This window comes from Frankia sp. Mgl5, from assembly GCF_023242985.1.
Classification (GTDB): Bacteria; Actinomycetota; Actinomycetes; order Frankiales; family Frankiaceae; genus Parafrankia; species Parafrankia soli.
In genome coordinates this window covers 1-15,921 of record NZ_JALKFY010000813.1, presented here as the reverse complement: position 1 = coordinate 15,921, position 15,921 = coordinate 1, and the positions used below count along the sequence as shown (strand labels likewise).

Here is a 15,921-nt window from a genome sequence, read left to right as displayed (position 1 = left end):
CGGCGCATCGCCGGGCGCACTGGCGAACGATAGCGAGCCGAATGTGACCGGACCACCCACAGATCGGTGAACGTTAGAGGGCCGCCGACGACGGGAAGCGGAACATCGCGCTAATTCGCCCTGCCTCCCGGACACGCGGGCACCGGCGGCGGAAAGCCGGTCGGGGCCGGGCCGCCGACAGGTGCCAGGTCACCGGCAGGTGCCAGCGATCGGCTGGCGACCGGCTGGCCACGGGCCGGTGTCGGGAATCTGACGCTCACGCGGCGCGCGCCTCCCCCACCAAGCCCAGGCCACGCAGCGCCACCTTCCTACACCCAGAACGATACCTTCGCTGACTCTCCGCGCAGCATCTGCCACGGCCCGCTGCGTGACCGGACACACCGGGCACATCCGCGGTTCCCGTGGGTGGAAACATCGACCTTCGGCGTCCGAGGCGAAGGAGGAAGCCTATTTGCCGCCACCCCTCGGACGGCCTCGGTGCGGAATGTCACGCGGCTCCACAGCACGGCCTGGATAAAATGCGTGCATGGCTACCGCGAATCATCCTGGGCCCCAGGACATGATTTCTCGTCCACGTGATTCACACAGGTCGGGCGGGGCGGCAGTAAAGGCGCCGGAGCTCGTCATACTACTCAGCCCGTCCGGCGACATCACAGGCACCACCCCGAAGGCTACCGTCCACGGACCGCAAACCCCCCTGCACCTGGCATTCTCCTCGTACGTCTTCGATGACATGGACCGGATCCTCGTCACGCGCCGCGCGTTGGAGAAGCCGACCTGGCCCGGCGTGCTGACCAACACCTGCTGCGGCCACCCGGCCCCCGGGGAGGATTTCCGGGAAGCCATCTCGAGGCGGCTCCAGGAGGAGTTGGGTCTACAGGTCCAGCGAATCGACCTGGCCCTGCCGGCGTTCCGCTACCGCTGCGTCATGGACGACGGAATGGTGGAGAACGAGATCTGCCCGGTCTTCTTCACCCGGGCGTCGGGGCCGTTCCGGATCAATCCGGACGAGGTGGCCGAGGCGTTCTGGCTCCCGTGGTCGAAGTTCGTCGACGACGTGATGAGCGGTGCCCTCGCGATCTCACCCTGGTGCCGGCTCCAGGTGGAGCAGCTGCGCAAGCTCGGGCCGTCGCCCCGGCACTGGCCTTCGGCGCCGGATGACCAGCTCCCCCCGGCCGCCCGGCAGAACCGCGCAGACTACGCCGGCTGACCCGGCGTGGGCCGGCGCGGGCCGGCGCGCGATGAGGAAGGCCTGCGGCGTCCGTTCCGACCCGTCATCCACCGGCTCGCGCAGGAACCGCGCGCGGACCGGCAGATCCGCCGCCAGCAGGCCGGCGACCCGCTCGGGCCGCCGGCGGGTGGTTGCGCCGCGCCACGTCGACCATGCGCGGCGACAGGACGACACCGAAGACGGGCAGCCCCAGCGCGTGCAGGGATGACCGCCGTGTGTCGCCGCGCGCGCCGCTGTGCCTGAGGTGCCGCCCGGTGGCCGGATGACACCCCATTGCCGCACCGGGCGGTGTCGGTTACGTTCCGGCTGGCGAGAGGAGCGTGAGATGTCCCGAACCGTCACCGCCGCGGGGCTGACCACCCTCGTCGACGACCTGCTGCGGAGCCATCCGCCGGCCGCGACGGACCCGCACGAGTTCCTCGGCGCGCGGTTCGACGCCGGGCTCGCCTGGGTCTGGGCCGGGCCGGGCGACGGCGGCCTCGGCGCCGACCCGGCGCTGCAGCCGCTGATCGAACAGCGGCTCGCCGCCGCGGGTGCGCCGGCGCCGTTCCGGTACAACCCGATCGGCATCGGCATGACCGGGCCGACGCTGCTCACCCACGGCACACCCGAGCAGCGCGGGGCCTACCTGCGCCCGCTCTTCGCCGGCACCGAGGTCTGGAGCCAGCTGTTCAGCGAGCCCGGCGCCGGCTCGGACGTCGCCGGCCTCGCCACCCGGGCCCGCCGCGACGGCGACGAGTGGATCATCGACGGGCAGAAGGTGTGGACGTCCTATGCGCACATCGCCCGCCGGGGCCTGCTGATCGCCCGCACCGATCCGGACGTGCCCAAGCACGCCGGGCTGACCGCGTTCGTGGTGGATCTGACCGTGCCCGGGGTGGAGGTGCGCCCGCTGCGGCAGCTGACCGGCGAGGCCGAGTTCAACGAGGTCTTCTTCACCGCGGCCCGCATCCCCGACACCCAGCGCCTCGGCCCGGTCGGCGCGGGATGGCGGGTCGCCACCACCACGCTGATGAACGAGCGGGTCTCCCTCGGCGGGGGGCTGAGCGGCGGCGTCGATCCGGGCGCGGCGGTCCTCGCCGCCTACCAGGAGGCCGCCGACCGCGGCGACGGGAACCCGGTGCGCCGCGACCAGGCGATCCGGCTGTGGATCGAGGCGAACGTCAACGCCCTGACCGCGGCGCGCGCGGCGGCGGGCGGCAACCGCGGCCGGCCCGGGCCCGAGGGCTCGGTGCTCAAGCTGGCCGGCGCCGAGCACAGCCGCCGCGCGGCGGCGTACCTGGTGGACCTGATGGGCCCGGCGGGCACCCTCATCCCGGACTACCGGATGACCCGCCCGGGCCTGCCCCTCGGCGGCGAGGGCCCCCGGGACACCGCGGCCGCCTTCCTGCGATCACGCGCCAACACGATCGAAGGCGGGACGTCGGAGATCCTGCGCAACATACTCGGCGAACGGGTGCTCGGCCTGCCCGGCGACATCCGCGTCGACAAGGATGTGTCCTGGCGTGACATACCGCGCTGACCGCCCGTCGCCGAGAGGAGCTCCGTGAGTCTGGTGTTCTCCGACGAACAGGAGGAGCTGCGCCGCACGGTGCGGTCGTTCCTCGAGCACGCCTCCCCCGAGTCGGAGGTGCGCCGCCTGATGGAGTCCGACGACGGGTACGACCCGGCCGTCTGGCGGCAGATGGCCACCCAGCTCGGGCTGCAGGGGCTGCACGTCCCCGAGGAGTACGGCGGCGCCGGCTTCGGGTACGTGGAGCTCGGCATCGTGCTGGAGGAAATGGGCGCACGGCTGCTGTGCGCGCCCTTCCTCGCCTCCGCCGTGCTCGCCACCGGCGCGCTGCTCGCGGTGGACGACGCCCTGGCCCGCAAGGAGCTGCTCCCCGGGCTCGTCAGCGGGACGACCATCGGGACACTGGCGTTCGCCGGCCCCACGGGCCGTCCGGAACCCGCCGATTCCGGTGGGCTCGGGCCGCAGGGCGGAACCGGTGCCGAAGGCGGGCACCACGGGCTGCTCGCGGCCCGGGCTGCCAGCGGGTACACGTTGCGCGGCACCCGGCATTTCGTCCTGGACGGGGCGCTGGCCGATCTCATCCTCGTCACGGCGTGGGCCGAGGGCGGGCTCTCCCTGTTCGCCGTCCCCGGTGACGCGGCGGGCCTGACCCGGTCCCGGTTGCCCGTGATGGACCTGACCCGCAAACAGGCCGATCTCACGTTCAGTGACACCCCGGCCCGGTTGATCGGCGCCGAGGGCGACGCCGGCCCGGTGATCGACCAGGTGCTCCGGCTCGCCTGCGTCGCGCTGGCGAACGAGAGCGCCGGCGGCGCCCGGACCGTCCTCGAGCAGGCCGTGCGGCACGCGAAGGACCGCCTGCAGTTCGGCCGTCCGATCGGGTCGTTCCAGTCCGTGAAGCACAAGTGCGCCGACATGCTGGTCGCGGTCGAGGGCTCGAAGTCGGTCGCCTATCACGCGGCCCAGGTCGCCGCCGGGAACAGCGCCGCCGGGAACACCGACCGGCTGGCCCGCGCCGCCTCCATGGCGAAGGCGTACGTCGGGGAGGCGTACTTCTCGGCCGCGGCGGACAACATCCAGATCCACGGCGGGATCGGATTCACCTGGGAGCACTCCGCGCACCTGTACTTCAAGCGCGCGAAGACGTCCGAGCTGCTCTTCGGCGACCCGGTCCACCACCGCGGCCTGCTGGCCGACCGCCTCCAGGTCTGAAATGCCGCAGGTCGGCCCGCCGGGCCGACCTGAATTTCAGCCGCTACGACCGCGCCGCGGCTACCAGGCCGGGAAGTCGCGCTTGCGGATCAGGCAGTGCACGCCCTTCACGTCGTCAACGACCTGGCTGACCACGAAGTCGGCGGCGGCCGACAGGTAGCTGTACGCGACCATCACCGGGACATCCCGGACCTGGCGCAGCACCCGCAGCGCCTCGCGGACGGCCAGCCGCATGGCCTCGTCGAGGTCGTTGTGCAGGCCGATGGCGATCCAGTGCTCCGGGGTCTCGCCGAAGGGGCCACCGGAACCCGCGCCGAAGGGCAGCGCCGCGGCGGCCGGAAGCGGGGTGAGCCGGACGGTCGTGCGCAGCGAGGCCTCCAGGGCGGTCAGCGACACCTCGCCGTGCCCCTGGGCGAAATGCGGATCACCGGTGTAGAAGCCCGCGCCCGGGATCTGGACCGGCAGGTAGAGCGTCGACCCGGCGACGAGGTCGCGCACGTCGAGGTTCCCGCCGAATGCCCCGGGCGGGGTCGTGTTGAGGGCCTTTTCCCCGGCCGGGGTGAGGCCGGTGAGACCCATGAACGGCGCGACCGGGAAGCTGATCTGCCGGCCCTCGCCGTAGCGCATCACGGCTCGCCCGGCGGCGACGTCCACCTCGCAGAACTGGCTGTAACGGTCGGCGAGCACGCCGTCGGGGCCGACGGGAAGCTCGCCGGGCAGCGCGCCCCGGCCGTGCCGGCTGGAGACGAGCCCGTAGGGCACCCGCGGACGCAGCTCGAGGAACTCGACCTTGAGGATGTCGCCGGGGCGCGCGCCGTCGACCCGCACCGGACCGGTGACCACGTGCGGGCCGTCGAGCCCGCGGTAGTGGGAGACGTCCCGGGCGATGTCGATCGCGTCGAGCAGAACCGACTCCGCCGGGACGGCGTGCTCCGCCCAGAAGGCGACCGGGTCGCGGCCCTGGTCCTCCATGAGGCCCTCGTGCGAGACGGTGTCGATGGTGACGGTGGCGCCCGCCGCCACCTCCAGCACCGGGTCGGTCGCCGCGCTGGGCAGCCGGCCCCAGGTGACCGTCTTGGGCGACGAGGGCAGGTAGTGCTCCCCCGGTACCTCGCCGGACCCGCACTGCAGGACGGACATGTCGCACTCCTCGTTGTTCCGCCCGCCCCGGGACCGTCCGTGCCGACGGCGGCCGTCGCAGCTAATCTCACCAGGAAATAGCTGGTCACGCCCAACCCGGACGCGCTGTCTCACACCTTGGGGGACTTGTGGCCACCGACGCGCGCGCATCGCGCCAGACCGACTGCGTCGCGCTGTCCCACAGCCGCGCGACGGCGGCCCGCGAGCGCGGCGGCGGCGGGGCCGGTCCGCGCGACGAGATCCGCCAGCCGGTCGGGGAACGCCCTGCGCTGGCCCGCGCTCACCAGAGTGATCACCTGCCCGGCGGCGGCGAGGGCCACCAGCGCGACGAGGTCCGGCGCGGCGTCCTCGGGCCTGACCTCCCCCCGCAGGACCCGCCCGGCCGCCCGGTTGAGCTCCCGGACCCTGGGCCGCTCGAGCAGCGCGACGGCGGTTGTCGGGATCACGGCGAGGACCTGCCCACGGGCGACCCGCACCCACCGGGCCGCCTCGAGGTCGTCACGGGTCTCGACCACGGCCGCCCGGTGGTCGAGGTCGATCCAGGCCGCCCAGGTACGCGGCTCGGCCGCGGCGGTGATCTGCCGGTGCACCGCCGCGACCACCGGGTCGGCCCGCCCCACCCCGCCGCGCGGCGTCGGCGCCGCCCGGCCGGACGGGCCGCCACCTGGCCCACCGTCGAGGGTCGGCCCGTCGGTCAGCCGGGCCAGGCCGTGATCGTCGGCGAGCCAGCCGCCCGCCCACAGCTCGGTGAGGGCCGCGGCCCGCAGCGCCTGGCCGAGGCGCCGGTTCGGGTACATCCGGTCCTTCTCGAGGTTGTAGGCGAGGAGGTACAGCTTGGCGGGCAGTGATGTCGGCAGGTCCGGTTCCACACCACCTGTCTACCGAGCGGAGCGGACATGCGACGGACGTGAACGCGACAGGCCGCCGGGGGAGACAATGAGGCGGTGGACGAACGTGAGGTCGTCGCCCGGCGATACGGGGAACACCTGACGGACCAGGACCTGCTGGCGCTCACCGGCGGCCGGGCGGATCAGGTCGGGGCGCTGCGCCGCGAGCCCACCCTCATCCTCGACCTGCTCGACCGGCCCGCGGTGGCGGACGGGCTGCTCCTCACCGCGGGTACGGCCGGCCGCGACGAACCGGACAGGTTCACCTTCATCTCGCCGTTCCTGGTCTTCGCCGCCGCGGTACACCGCACGGCGCGTGGCCTCGTCGGTTCCACCTATGTCGCCGAGCGCGCCGGGCCGCGCTCCCGGGTGCCCGTCTTCGACGCGCCCGAGCTGGCGGCGTTCGCGTCCGTGCCCGCCCATCAGCTCTACCTCGCCGAGCTGCTGGCCTCCTACTCCCGCCTCGCCGGCGGCGAGGTGTGGCGGCGCACCGACCGGGGCTGGCGGCGCCAGCGCTGGGACGAGCTCGACCTCCCCCGGCTGGCGGCGCTGCTCGACGCCGTCCCCGCCGCGCAGCGCCCGGCGGTCTGGCGGCGGCTCGGCGACGGCGCCGTCTTCCTGGCCGGCGTCTTCCCCGATCACGCGGAGCGGACGCTCGGCCTGCTCGCGGTGAGCCGGCTGCGCGAGGCCACCGGGCTGCGGCTGACCCGCGACGACGTCCCGCGAATGTTGGAGTCCGTCGCGCGGCGGGCGTACGAGCAGGTGGGGCCGGGTGTTCCGGTGGGTGCGGCGAAGGCGCCCGGCTCGACCCGCCGGCTGCTGACCGTCATCGCGGACAGGTATCTCTTCCCCTTCGCCGCGGACTGGCTCCCCGGGCCGTCTCACTGACCGTCGGGATCCCGTAATCCCCGCCTCCGACCCTCACCGCAGGCTGACAGTCGCGTTCACCGGGCCCGCCCGCCGGGCTGAGCCCAGGCCCCGACCAGGCCCTTCGCATGCCCGGCTTCTCGTCTGCGGCACAGTCCCGCCGGTGTTATAGTCCACCTTTTGAGCCAAGGGCTCACAAGGGGGCGTCTCGTGCGAGACGTGCAGTCGGGGGTAAATTCATGATAGTTCTTCGAAGGCTGCCCAGAAATCTGGTGGCGATGGTTCTCGCTGTCGTCATGGCGGTAGCTGTCATCAGTTTCGGACAGGGAACCGCGCACGCAGCCACCTGTTCGGACCGCCAAGTTCCGGTTTCCTCGACCGCTTCCTACCTGGGAGTCGACCGCCGGCATTCCGCACAGTTCCGCGGAGTCATCTCCGGCGGCGTGACGTACGTCAACTTCTGGTTCGACGGGGTCTACCGCGGTGTCTACAACGCCAACGGAGTGCTCGTGACGGGTTCGGCGCCCATCTCCGCACTCTACAAGACAGTGACGACGACCGAGATCTGGCTCGGCCGGGTTCGCCAGGTCGTCAAGAACGTTCCCTACCTCAGGGTGTGCGGCACTTACTGGGTCAAGCTGTCCTGATCGCCGCGGGAGTGCCGCCTTCCCTGACACTCCCGCGCACTCTTCATCTATTACGGCCAACACCTGATCCTGGGACGGGTAGCCTGACGGATCTCATCTCCGGGCTGCCCGTCCTGGTGCGTTACGCCGCCCCGGAACCCGACCTGGAGATCGCCGTCCGGGCCCGTCCGGCATCCCTCGCCCTGCGCGCTGTCCGTCCGGGAACGGGACGAGGTGACCGCGGCGGTCGGGTCGGTCTCCGGGGTGGATCTGCTGCACGGGCAGTGTCATTTCGGGCTGGGCGCACTTTCGTGGGCACGGCTCGGTGCCCAGGTGACCGGGCTGGACTTCTCCGGCGTCGCGGTCGAACGCGCCCGCGCGCTGGCCACCGCCGCAGGTCTCGACGCATGGTTCGTCCAGGCCGATACGCAGCGGCTACCGGACGGGCTCTCCGGCTCCTTCGACCTGGTGGTCGCCTCCTACGGCGTGCTGCCCTGGATCGAGGACATCCCAGCGTGGATGACCACCGCGGCCACCGCTCTGCGCCACGGCGGCGCCCTGGTGCTGGTCGACGGCCACCCGCTGACCCAGATGATCGACACCGTGGATCCGGTTCGGTTCGACTTCCCCTACCAAGGCGGAGCAGCACACCACCTGCGCTCGACGACGTTCTACGCCAGCAGCGCCACCCGCCTGCAGACCACCCGGACTGTGCGGTACCCCCACGGCCTCGGAGAGATCGTGACGGCCGCCGCAGACGCCGGCCTATGGATCGACGTGCTCACCGAGTACCTCGACGCCGAGGATCCCTCGGGACGACAGGACCAGATGACACGTGGTCGCGACGGCCGCTGGCGGCTATTGCTCTCCGGGCAGCAGATCCCGGTGGAGTACGCCCTACGCGCCAGCCTGCCCTGACAGCAACCCGGACCTTCCTCGGCACGCGACGATCACCGCGACGTCAAACCACAGGCCAGGGGCAGTCCGATGCAAGGCCTCGCCACCCAAGCCATCCGATTACAAGACGGATCACCGCGTATCCGAACATACCGGAACGTGCCGCGTCGTGCCGCAAAATCCGAGGTCAGGGCGATTTCCGTGCCGGAACGTGCCGGAAAATGCCGCGCCGTGCCGGGACATCCGCGCACACAATGCGCACACACGCCGCGGCGAACCTTGATATAACAGCCGATACCGGACACGTAAAGCGTGCCGGTTACAGAAGGTAGTCGATCCCGAACGGGGAAGCGTCGACCTGGCCTGTCCGAGAGGGACTCAGCGGGCAACCGGCGACCGCGCGCTGGCCGGGCCGACGGTTACTGGTTGCACTCGTCGCGACGCCCTTGGGCGAAGGCGTCCAGCTCGCCGGGGTCAAGACCAGGACGGGCACCCCGGTGCCACGTCTACCGCGTCACGCCCAGATGCGGTGCCCGCTGGACGCGGACCGGCTGGGGACGGAGGGACGCGGCACCACGAACGGCTGAGGGTTGGTGGACACCGCGAGCGCACGGGCCGCGTGCCATCCTGGGGGCGGCCAGCCGTGTTCCGTAGCCGCGGATGCCAGGCGCCCGCGAGGGAGGAACCAGCATGGTGGACGGAGCCGGCTCGGCACAGCTTGCGGTACTCATCGACGCGGAGAACATCCCGCTGTGGGCCGTCGAACTGCTCCTCGCCGCGAGCGCCCAGTACGGGGAGGTTCGGGTGAGGCGTGCCTACGCTGACTGGTCGGGCTCGCTGAGGAGCTGGAAGAAGACCCTGCAGGACCTCTCGATCCGGCCGGTGCAGGTGTTCGCCGCCGTCAAGGGGAAGAACGCAGCCGACCTGGCGTTGACGATCGACGCGATGGATCTGCTGCACTCCGGTTCCGTCGACGGAATCTGCTTGGCGACCTCGGACAGCGACTTCACCCGGCTGGCCGAACGGATCCGCGAGGGCGGCCTGGCCGTCTACGGGTTCGGTGAGGAGAAGACGAACCCGGGCCTTCCCGCCGCCTGCGACACCTTCGTTTTCGTCGAGACCCTCGCAGCGGCCGAAACGCTGCCAACGCCTGCCGCGAAACCCGGCCAGGTGCTTGTCCCTGCCCAGGCCAGCCCGCCGACACCCCACCCACCTGAGGCGACCGGCGAAACCACGACGGTTATGCCGCGCCCGGATACCGACGCGCCGCAGGTCACTGCCGCCGCCCCACCGAAGAACAAAGCGAAGACCGCCCTGGTCGCGCATGCCACCCGGGCGACGACCGCCGAACTGCGCGCGGACACCGCGCTTATCAGCCGGCTCCGCGAGGCGGTCACGACGAACACCGGCCCCGACGGCTGGGCCCACCTGTCGACCGTCGGGCTGGCCATCCGCAAGCACCCCGCGGTCGTCCTGAAGACCTACGGCTACTCCCGCCTCACGGATCTGATGGTCGCGACCGACCTCTTCGAGCTCCAGCGCAACGGCCCAGGCACAGCCGGCCCCGTCCACGCACGCCTCAAGTAGGCACTTCGAGCACCACGACGACGGACCCGCCGGCGGCGCCCAGGGCGCGGACCAGCACGCCCCCGGAAACCCTCACGCCCCCCAGGTGATCAACTGGCTTGCCGCACCGCGCGCCAGTAGCCGCGAACGACCTCGAAAGCGTGAATTACCGTTCGTTCTCGCGTTGCCCCGTCAGCGCCAGATCAACGTGGTCATCGTCCGATACCGCCGCGGGGACCCCCGCGTGTACAGGGACGAGGCCGGCAGCACGGAGTGCGTGCGTCACACGGGCTTCCCAGGCCCGGTCCGGGCCCACGCCAGCAGTGGCGGGGGTACGTGCCACCTCTGACCGTCGCCGGGCTCGTGCTCGCCCTGGGCGTGAGCCCTGAGCCTCGCAGCCACCCTGACCGCGGTCCACGCGGACGGCCAGGGTGGGATCGCCGTCGCTGGAATGGTTCTGGCCGTGGTCGGGGTGGCGGTCCCGCGCCCCTTCCAGGGGCTCTGCGCAACGTCAGTCTCAGCCCCTGGACATGGCGGGCGTCGCCAGCGCCACCGCGCTCCTCACCGTCGAACACGGCCGCGCTACCCCTACCCGTCAAGCCTGGCTGCTCCCCCGGACCTCACAGCCGATCGTGTTACATGTATGCGACCAGAGACGATTCTGCCCTGGCACCGCCGCCTGGTTCGCCGCCGCTGGACCCAGCCACACCGCCCACCAGCCGGCCCTCCACCCCATCAGAAATCCGCAAGCTGATCCTCCCTTCGCCGAGGAGAACCCCCACTGGGGCTACCCAGGGCTCCAGTGAGGTAGCGCAGCGTCATAATCGATAGCTGGCGGTAGCCAGTTCGATGATCATTCCTGGGCGTCCGACGGGCAATTGATTATCGCTACAGCTCGTCGTGGATTCGTGCCATAGCAACTTTTCCTGGCGCTGACCGTGATTCGACAGCGCATTCAGCGTCGCTGGGCACACGATTGCCTGGAAATGCTTGACGGGATGCAGGCTCCCCGTTGAGGAAGGAGTGGCCTTCCGCTTGGGACAATGTAAGTACCACCAAACAAAACCCCAAGACAGAAGGCCACCACGTGCCATCATGCCAGCCTGACCCCAGCCTGTCCACCAAGCCTATCGATTGCGAGCAGCTCGACATCTCCAGCCTGCTCGCGATGCTCGGCGAGATTCCCGACCCACGCAAGGCGAAGGGGGCGATCTACAGCCTGCGGTACATCCTGTCGACCTCGCTTGTTTCGACGATGACGGGCGCAAAGTGCCTCAGCGAGATCGGCCGTTGGGCGGCGAGAATCCCCCAGCCCCTGCTGGCCCGGCTGGGCGCGCCTTACGACCACTTCCTCGGACGGTACCGAGTACCCAGCGAAAAGACGATCCGCAGGGTCCTCAAGGTCATCGACATCGCGGCTCTGGACGCCCGCATCGGTTGCTGGCTGTTCGCGCAGACCGCCTGGGGGAACGGGGAGTAGATCACCATCGCGGTCGATGGCCAGGTCATGCGTGGAGCTTGGGTAGATGAGAAGACACAGGTCAAGCTACTCGCCGCGATGATCCATGGCAGGGGTCTCGTCGTCGGACAGGTCCGTGTCCCCGACGACACCAACGAGATCACCAAGGTCGAGAATCTGCTCGACCAGCTTCCGGAAATGCCGGGCCGTTCGACCGTGACCCTCGACGCGGTGCATACGCAGGACGACACCACAAAGGACATCGTCAAGCACGGGATGGACTACGTGATGATTGCGAAGGGGAATCGCCCGACGCTAGAAAGGCAGACATTTTAGCGGGTCCTTCCACTTCTCCAGGAACCAGCCCACCATGAGGTCGAGGAACGCGGACACGGCCGGATTAAAAGTTGGCAGACCTGGACCACGAAAGCCGACGGCATCGAGTTCCCGCATGTCAAGAAGGCTGCCATCATCCGGCGAGACGAGTTCGACCTCGCCGGAGTTCGCCTCACCCGCGAATACTCCCTCGCCCTCACCAGTGCTACGTGCACGCACGCCACAGCGTCCTACTCCCGCGTCCGCGGCCAATGGGGCATCGAAAATGAGATCCACTACATTCGCGATACTGCCTGGCGTGAGGACGACGATCCGACCTACACCGGGAACACGAATCACGCTTTCGCGAGCCTCCGGAACCTGACCATCGGAATCCTCCGCCTCAACGGCAGGAGAAAAATCAAGGAAACTCTGGAGGAGGTCGCCGCCGATCGCAACGTGGCACTCGGCCTGCTCGTCATAGCCTGTAGCGAATCAAAACTGTGAGCTACCTCGCCGGAGCCCTGGGGGCTACCGCCGCATCCACGGCGAACTCATCCGACTCGGCTACTTACGGGGCCAGTACCGTCTGGACCATCCTGCGCTCCGCCCGGGTCGATCCCGCACCCCGACGCGCTGGCCCCACCCCCTGGCGACGGTTCCTACACACCCGTGAAATATCTACACCACTCTCGTCTCGGTGAATCACTGCAAGTGTGTCACGTGTCACATTGGACTCTCCTGGCCGCTGCTGCGATGGGATCGTCATCATTAAGTGAACAGTCGATAGCCTTTGGAGTGATGATGAGGGATCGGGTTGTGGTGGCGGGTGTCGGCATGGTGCCGTTCGCGACGCCGAGCAGGAGCGACAGCTACGACGTGCTCGCAGAAGGGGCGGTGAAGGCGGCCCTGGCTGATGCCGGGATCGACCTGGCTACAGTCCAACAGGCGTACGCCGGCTATGTGTACGGCGACTCGACCAGCGGGCAGAACGCGCTGTACCGGGTAGGGATGACCGGGGCGCCGGTGTTGAACGTGAACAACAACTGCTCGACTGGATCATCGGCGCTGTTCCTGGCGCGTCAGGCGGTGGCCTCCGGAGCGGCGGACTGTGTGCTGGCGTTCGGGTTCGAGCAGATGCAGCGCGGCGCGCTGAGGACGCAGTGGGACGACCGACCCAGTGCCTTCAGGCGGTTTGACGAAGTGATTACCAAGGTTCAGGGCGAGGCCGAGGGTGTACCCTTCGCGCCGCGATACTTTGGTGGTGCGGGCGCGGCCTACTGTGAGAAGTACGGGATGGACCCGACGGTGTTCGCGCGGATCTCGGTGAAGTCTCGCAGGCACGCGGCCCACAACCCGTATGCGGTGTTCACCGATCCGCTGACTGTGGATGAGGTTCTTGCCTCACCGCGGATCTTTGGTCCGCTGACCCGGCTGCAGTGCTGCCCGCCCACCTGCGGCGCGGCTGCCGCGGTTGTCGTCTCCGAGGATTTCGCGCGCGCCAACGGGCTGCGCACCGACGTGGCGATCGCCGCTCAGGCGATGACCACGGATACCCCGTCATCGTTCGATGGGGACCTGATGCACCTGGTCGGTTACGACATGACCAGGTCCGCAGCGAGGCAGGTGTATGAGGCGGCCGGGGTGGACCCACGCGACATCCACGTCGTGGAACTGCATGACTGTTTCACCATCAACGAGCTGTTGTCCTACGAGGCGCTGGGGCTGACCTTGGAGGGCACGGCGGAGAAGTTCATCGCCGACGGCGACAACACCTACGGCGGGCGCGTGGTGACCAACCCGTCGGGTGGGCTGCTGTCCAAGGGACACCCGCTGGGCGCGACCGGGTTGGCGCAGTGCGCGGAGCTGGTATGGCAGCTGCGCGGCGAGGCCGACAAGCGCCAAGTGGAGGGCGTGAATCTGGCGCTGCAGCACAACATCGGCCTCGGCGGCGCCGCCGTGGTCACCCTCTACGAGAAGACGGGCTGAGCCTGGCCATCAACACCGACACGGCCTCAGGACGCGCAGGCGGGCGGGCCGATCATTGTCACTGCGAAGCGCCGTCGATTTCTTCTACACCAAGGCCATCAGCCAGACAGGCGTGTTGATGACCGCGAGCCGCTCGACGAGCTTCGGGCATGACGATCAGATACTCAGTTACCACGTGTTCGTGCATACGGATCTCCCTGCAAGCGCGCATTGTCCACATTTCCTCCCAAAAGGGCGGCATGCTGGAATTCCCGGTGAAGAGGTCCGCCGTCACCCGCGACGAGCTGGTCGCCGAAGCCAGCTCCATACTCGTCGTGCACCCAGGCCGGGTGCGGGCGTCCGAGCCAGGTGACCGAGAACCTCACCGTTGGCGCTGAGCTTCCGGCGCTGGCGCACCAGCGGAGCACCCGCACAGGGCCTGCTGCCGCTGCTGGTCGTCGAACGCGATACCCCGGCTTCGAGTAAGGCCGCAATCTGGCGAAGGCGGGCCTGCATGCCCAGGACACCGCCGAGCGGAGAGCGATGGCTTCTTGCAGCCTGATCCGCAGCATCCCGCGGGAGCGGCTGTCGATTGCGAGGTCCGCGGGGTCGTGCAGAGTGGCGCCGCGTTCGGCTGGACAGTCGACTACATCCTCGAATGCGCCGTCGGCAAGCCCGGCGGCACCTCGCAGAAACACCCGGCTCCGGCTCGCCGAGTCGGGGCTACTGAGATCGACATCGCCCAGCAGTACGTCGACCGCCAGATCGCCGGCCGGCTGTCCCCGGTCGACACGGCCAAGGCCAGGTGGAGGAGCATCGAGCTGTAGGGCCGCGTGACGGACGCCTGCGCGCAGTTGCACGGCGGTTACGGCTACATAGTCAAGTACCCGATCACCCGAGCCTGGACGGACTTGCGGATCTACGGCGGCACCGCAGAGACCCTCGACCGGTCGCTGGAACTGGGCTGACCTACCTTGAGGAGGTTGCCGTGCCGGACCGTACGCTCGCGCCGCCGCGTGGCACCCGTCCGCGTAACCGGCGGGCACTGATCCTTGGCGCCGCCTCTGACCTGTTCGCCCGCCGCGGCTACGACCAGATCGGAATGACCGACCTCGCCGAGGCCGTGGCGATCGGCCCGTCCGCGTTGTACCGGCACTTCTCCAGCAAGCAAAACCTACTCCGCGAGGTCATCGCCGGAGGCCTGGCCCCGATGCGGCAACTGCTCGAAAATCTCAACCTCGCCGACCCGTCCACGGCGTCAGCCCAGCTCGCCGCCCTGTGCCTCGACGAACGCCACCTCGGCGTGCTCTGGCAGCGAGAAGCCCGCCGCCTTACTCCCAACGACCATGCTCTGGTGCGCGCCGAGGTCCGCGAGATCGGACGCCGACTCACCGACCGGGTGCGCGCCGCCCGCCCTGAGCTCGACCGCCGCACCGCCGACCTGGTCACCTGGGCGACGCTTGCCGTTCTGATGAGCCCGTCCTTCCACCACCTTGAACTGCCCCGACCCGCCTACGACGAACTGCTCGCCGAGCTTGCCGGCCTTGTGCTGGAAACCCCGCTGCCCAGTGCCTTCGCCGCACCGTCGCCACCACCAGCTGGACCGGTGTTGCTGCCGGCGTCACGCCGGGAGGCATTGCTCGCCCAGGCGGTGCGGATGTTCGCCGCCCAGGGCTTCGCCAGCGTCGGCATCGAGGACATCGGCAACGCCGTCGGAATCACCGGCCCCAGCGTCTACAACCACTTCCCGAGCAAGCTGGACATGCTGCGCACCGCGTTTCAGCGCGGCACAGCCGCCCTGTTGATGGACGTCAGCACCATCTATCAGACCTCGAGCGGTGCAGCCGATGCACTGCGCAGACTGGTCGTCTCCTACATCCGATTCTCTCAGGTCCACCACGACCTGATCGGGCTGCTGATCACCGAGGTCGAGCACCTCCCGGAGGTCGAACGCCACGCCGCCCGTCGAGCCCAGCACAACTACCTCACCGAATGGGTCCACCTGCTCCAGCTCATGCACCCCGAGCTCGAGCCCACCACCGCCCGGATCCGCGTGCACTCCGCGGTCGCCGTCGCCAACGACACGGCCCGCACCCCCCACCTGCGGCACAACCCGGACGTGCCGGCCGCGATCGAGTCGATCTGCGGCCGGCTGCTCGGGCTGGGTCTGTAAAGTTAGCGGCTCTGCCGCACATCCGGTGGTAGCTGACGTGGCACTCTATGTCACGATCCGTCATGGT

The 15,921-nt window shown here is 69.6% G+C and carries 16 protein-coding genes; 13 read left to right on the top strand and 3 right to left on the bottom strand.

From position 1 onward, the window contains the following. The first annotated feature begins 526 nt into the window (after positions 1 to 526). From idi to MXD62_RS31490, 3 genes are all read left to right on the top strand, one after another. On the top strand, positions 527 to 1,210 hold the full coding sequence (gene idi / locus MXD62_RS31500) for an isopentenyl-diphosphate Delta-isomerase (RefSeq protein ID WP_198541219.1): 684 nt from the start codon (positions 527 to 529) through the stop codon (positions 1,208 to 1,210). A gap of 346 nt (positions 1,211 to 1,556) precedes the next feature. After that, positions 1,557 to 2,753 (top strand): acyl-CoA dehydrogenase family protein, encoded by a 1,197-nt coding sequence (locus MXD62_RS31495; protein ID WP_248833006.1) that lies wholly within the window; start codon positions 1,557 to 1,559, stop codon positions 2,751 to 2,753. Positions 2,754 to 2,777: 24 nt separating this feature from the next. Continuing rightward, positions 2,778 to 3,956, top strand: coding sequence for an acyl-CoA dehydrogenase family protein (locus MXD62_RS31490; RefSeq protein WP_248833005.1), 1,179 nt, complete (start codon positions 2,778 to 2,780; stop codon positions 3,954 to 3,956). A gap of 60 nt (positions 3,957 to 4,016) precedes the next feature. On the opposite strand, the gene MXD62_RS31485 is transcribed toward MXD62_RS31490, so the two are convergent. Both MXD62_RS31485 and MXD62_RS31480 read right to left on the bottom strand, forming a co-directional pair. Beyond that, a complete protein-coding gene (locus MXD62_RS31485) occupies positions 4,017 to 5,096 on the bottom strand; it encodes an acetamidase/formamidase family protein (RefSeq protein WP_248833004.1) in 1,080 nt (359 codons plus the stop codon). 110 nt (positions 5,097 to 5,206) lie between these two features. Next, positions 5,207 to 5,965: a GPP34 family phosphoprotein gene (locus tag MXD62_RS31480; RefSeq protein ID WP_248833003.1), complete on the bottom strand. Its 759-nt coding sequence runs from the start codon at positions 5,963 to 5,965 to the stop codon at positions 5,207 to 5,209. Between the two features lie 75 nt (positions 5,966 to 6,040). Here MXD62_RS31480 and MXD62_RS31475 point away from each other — a divergent pair, with 75 nt between their 5' ends. From MXD62_RS31475 to MXD62_RS31450, 6 genes are all read left to right on the top strand, one after another. Further along, entirely contained in the window at positions 6,041 to 6,871 is an 831-nt protein-coding gene (locus MXD62_RS31475) for a hypothetical protein (RefSeq protein ID WP_248833002.1), read from the top strand. 275 nt (positions 6,872 to 7,146) lie between these two features. Next, on the top strand, positions 7,147 to 7,497 hold the full coding sequence (locus MXD62_RS31470) for a hypothetical protein (RefSeq protein ID WP_248833001.1): 351 nt from the start codon (positions 7,147 to 7,149) through the stop codon (positions 7,495 to 7,497). Between the two features lie 213 nt (positions 7,498 to 7,710). Continuing rightward, positions 7,711 to 8,394: a class I SAM-dependent methyltransferase gene (locus MXD62_RS31465; protein WP_248833000.1), complete on the top strand. Its 684-nt coding sequence runs from the start codon at positions 7,711 to 7,713 to the stop codon at positions 8,392 to 8,394. Between the two features lie 669 nt (positions 8,395 to 9,063). Next, a complete protein-coding gene (locus MXD62_RS31460) occupies positions 9,064 to 9,960 on the top strand; it encodes an NYN domain-containing protein (protein WP_248832999.1) in 897 nt (298 codons plus the stop codon). 1,066 nt (positions 9,961 to 11,026) lie between these two features. Beyond that, on the top strand, positions 11,027 to 11,419 hold the full coding sequence (locus MXD62_RS31455; protein ID WP_248832998.1) for a transposase family protein: 393 nt from the start codon (positions 11,027 to 11,029) through the stop codon (positions 11,417 to 11,419). Beyond that, on the top strand, positions 11,420 to 11,734 hold the full coding sequence (locus tag MXD62_RS31450) for an ISAs1 family transposase (RefSeq protein WP_368862480.1): 315 nt from the start codon (positions 11,420 to 11,422) through the stop codon (positions 11,732 to 11,734). It begins immediately after the preceding gene. Here the strand turns inward: MXD62_RS31450 and MXD62_RS31445 are convergent. Beyond that, positions 11,714 to 12,073: a hypothetical protein gene (locus MXD62_RS31445; RefSeq protein ID WP_248832996.1), complete on the bottom strand. Its 360-nt coding sequence runs from the start codon at positions 12,071 to 12,073 to the stop codon at positions 11,714 to 11,716. The two genes, MXD62_RS31450 and MXD62_RS31445, sit on opposite strands and share 21 nt — an antisense overlap. Before the next feature lie 444 nt (positions 12,074 to 12,517). Here MXD62_RS31445 and MXD62_RS31440 point away from each other — a divergent pair, with 444 nt between their 5' ends. The 4 genes from MXD62_RS31440 (at position 12,518) to MXD62_RS31425 (ending at position 15,854) form a co-directional block, all read left to right on the top strand. Continuing rightward, a complete protein-coding gene (locus MXD62_RS31440) occupies positions 12,518 to 13,702 on the top strand; it encodes a lipid-transfer protein (RefSeq protein WP_251082613.1) in 1,185 nt (394 codons plus the stop codon). A gap of 590 nt (positions 13,703 to 14,292) precedes the next feature. After that, a complete protein-coding gene (locus tag MXD62_RS31435; protein ID WP_248832994.1) occupies positions 14,293 to 14,508 on the top strand; it encodes a hypothetical protein in 216 nt (71 codons plus the stop codon). Between the two features lie 6 nt (positions 14,509 to 14,514). Next, a complete protein-coding gene (locus MXD62_RS31430) occupies positions 14,515 to 14,649 on the top strand; it encodes an acyl-CoA dehydrogenase family protein (RefSeq protein WP_248832993.1) in 135 nt (44 codons plus the stop codon). Between the two features lie 20 nt (positions 14,650 to 14,669). Further along, positions 14,670 to 15,854, top strand: coding sequence for a TetR/AcrR family transcriptional regulator (locus MXD62_RS31425; RefSeq protein ID WP_248832992.1), 1,185 nt, complete (start codon positions 14,670 to 14,672; stop codon positions 15,852 to 15,854). Positions 15,855 to 15,921 lie beyond the last annotated feature (67 nt).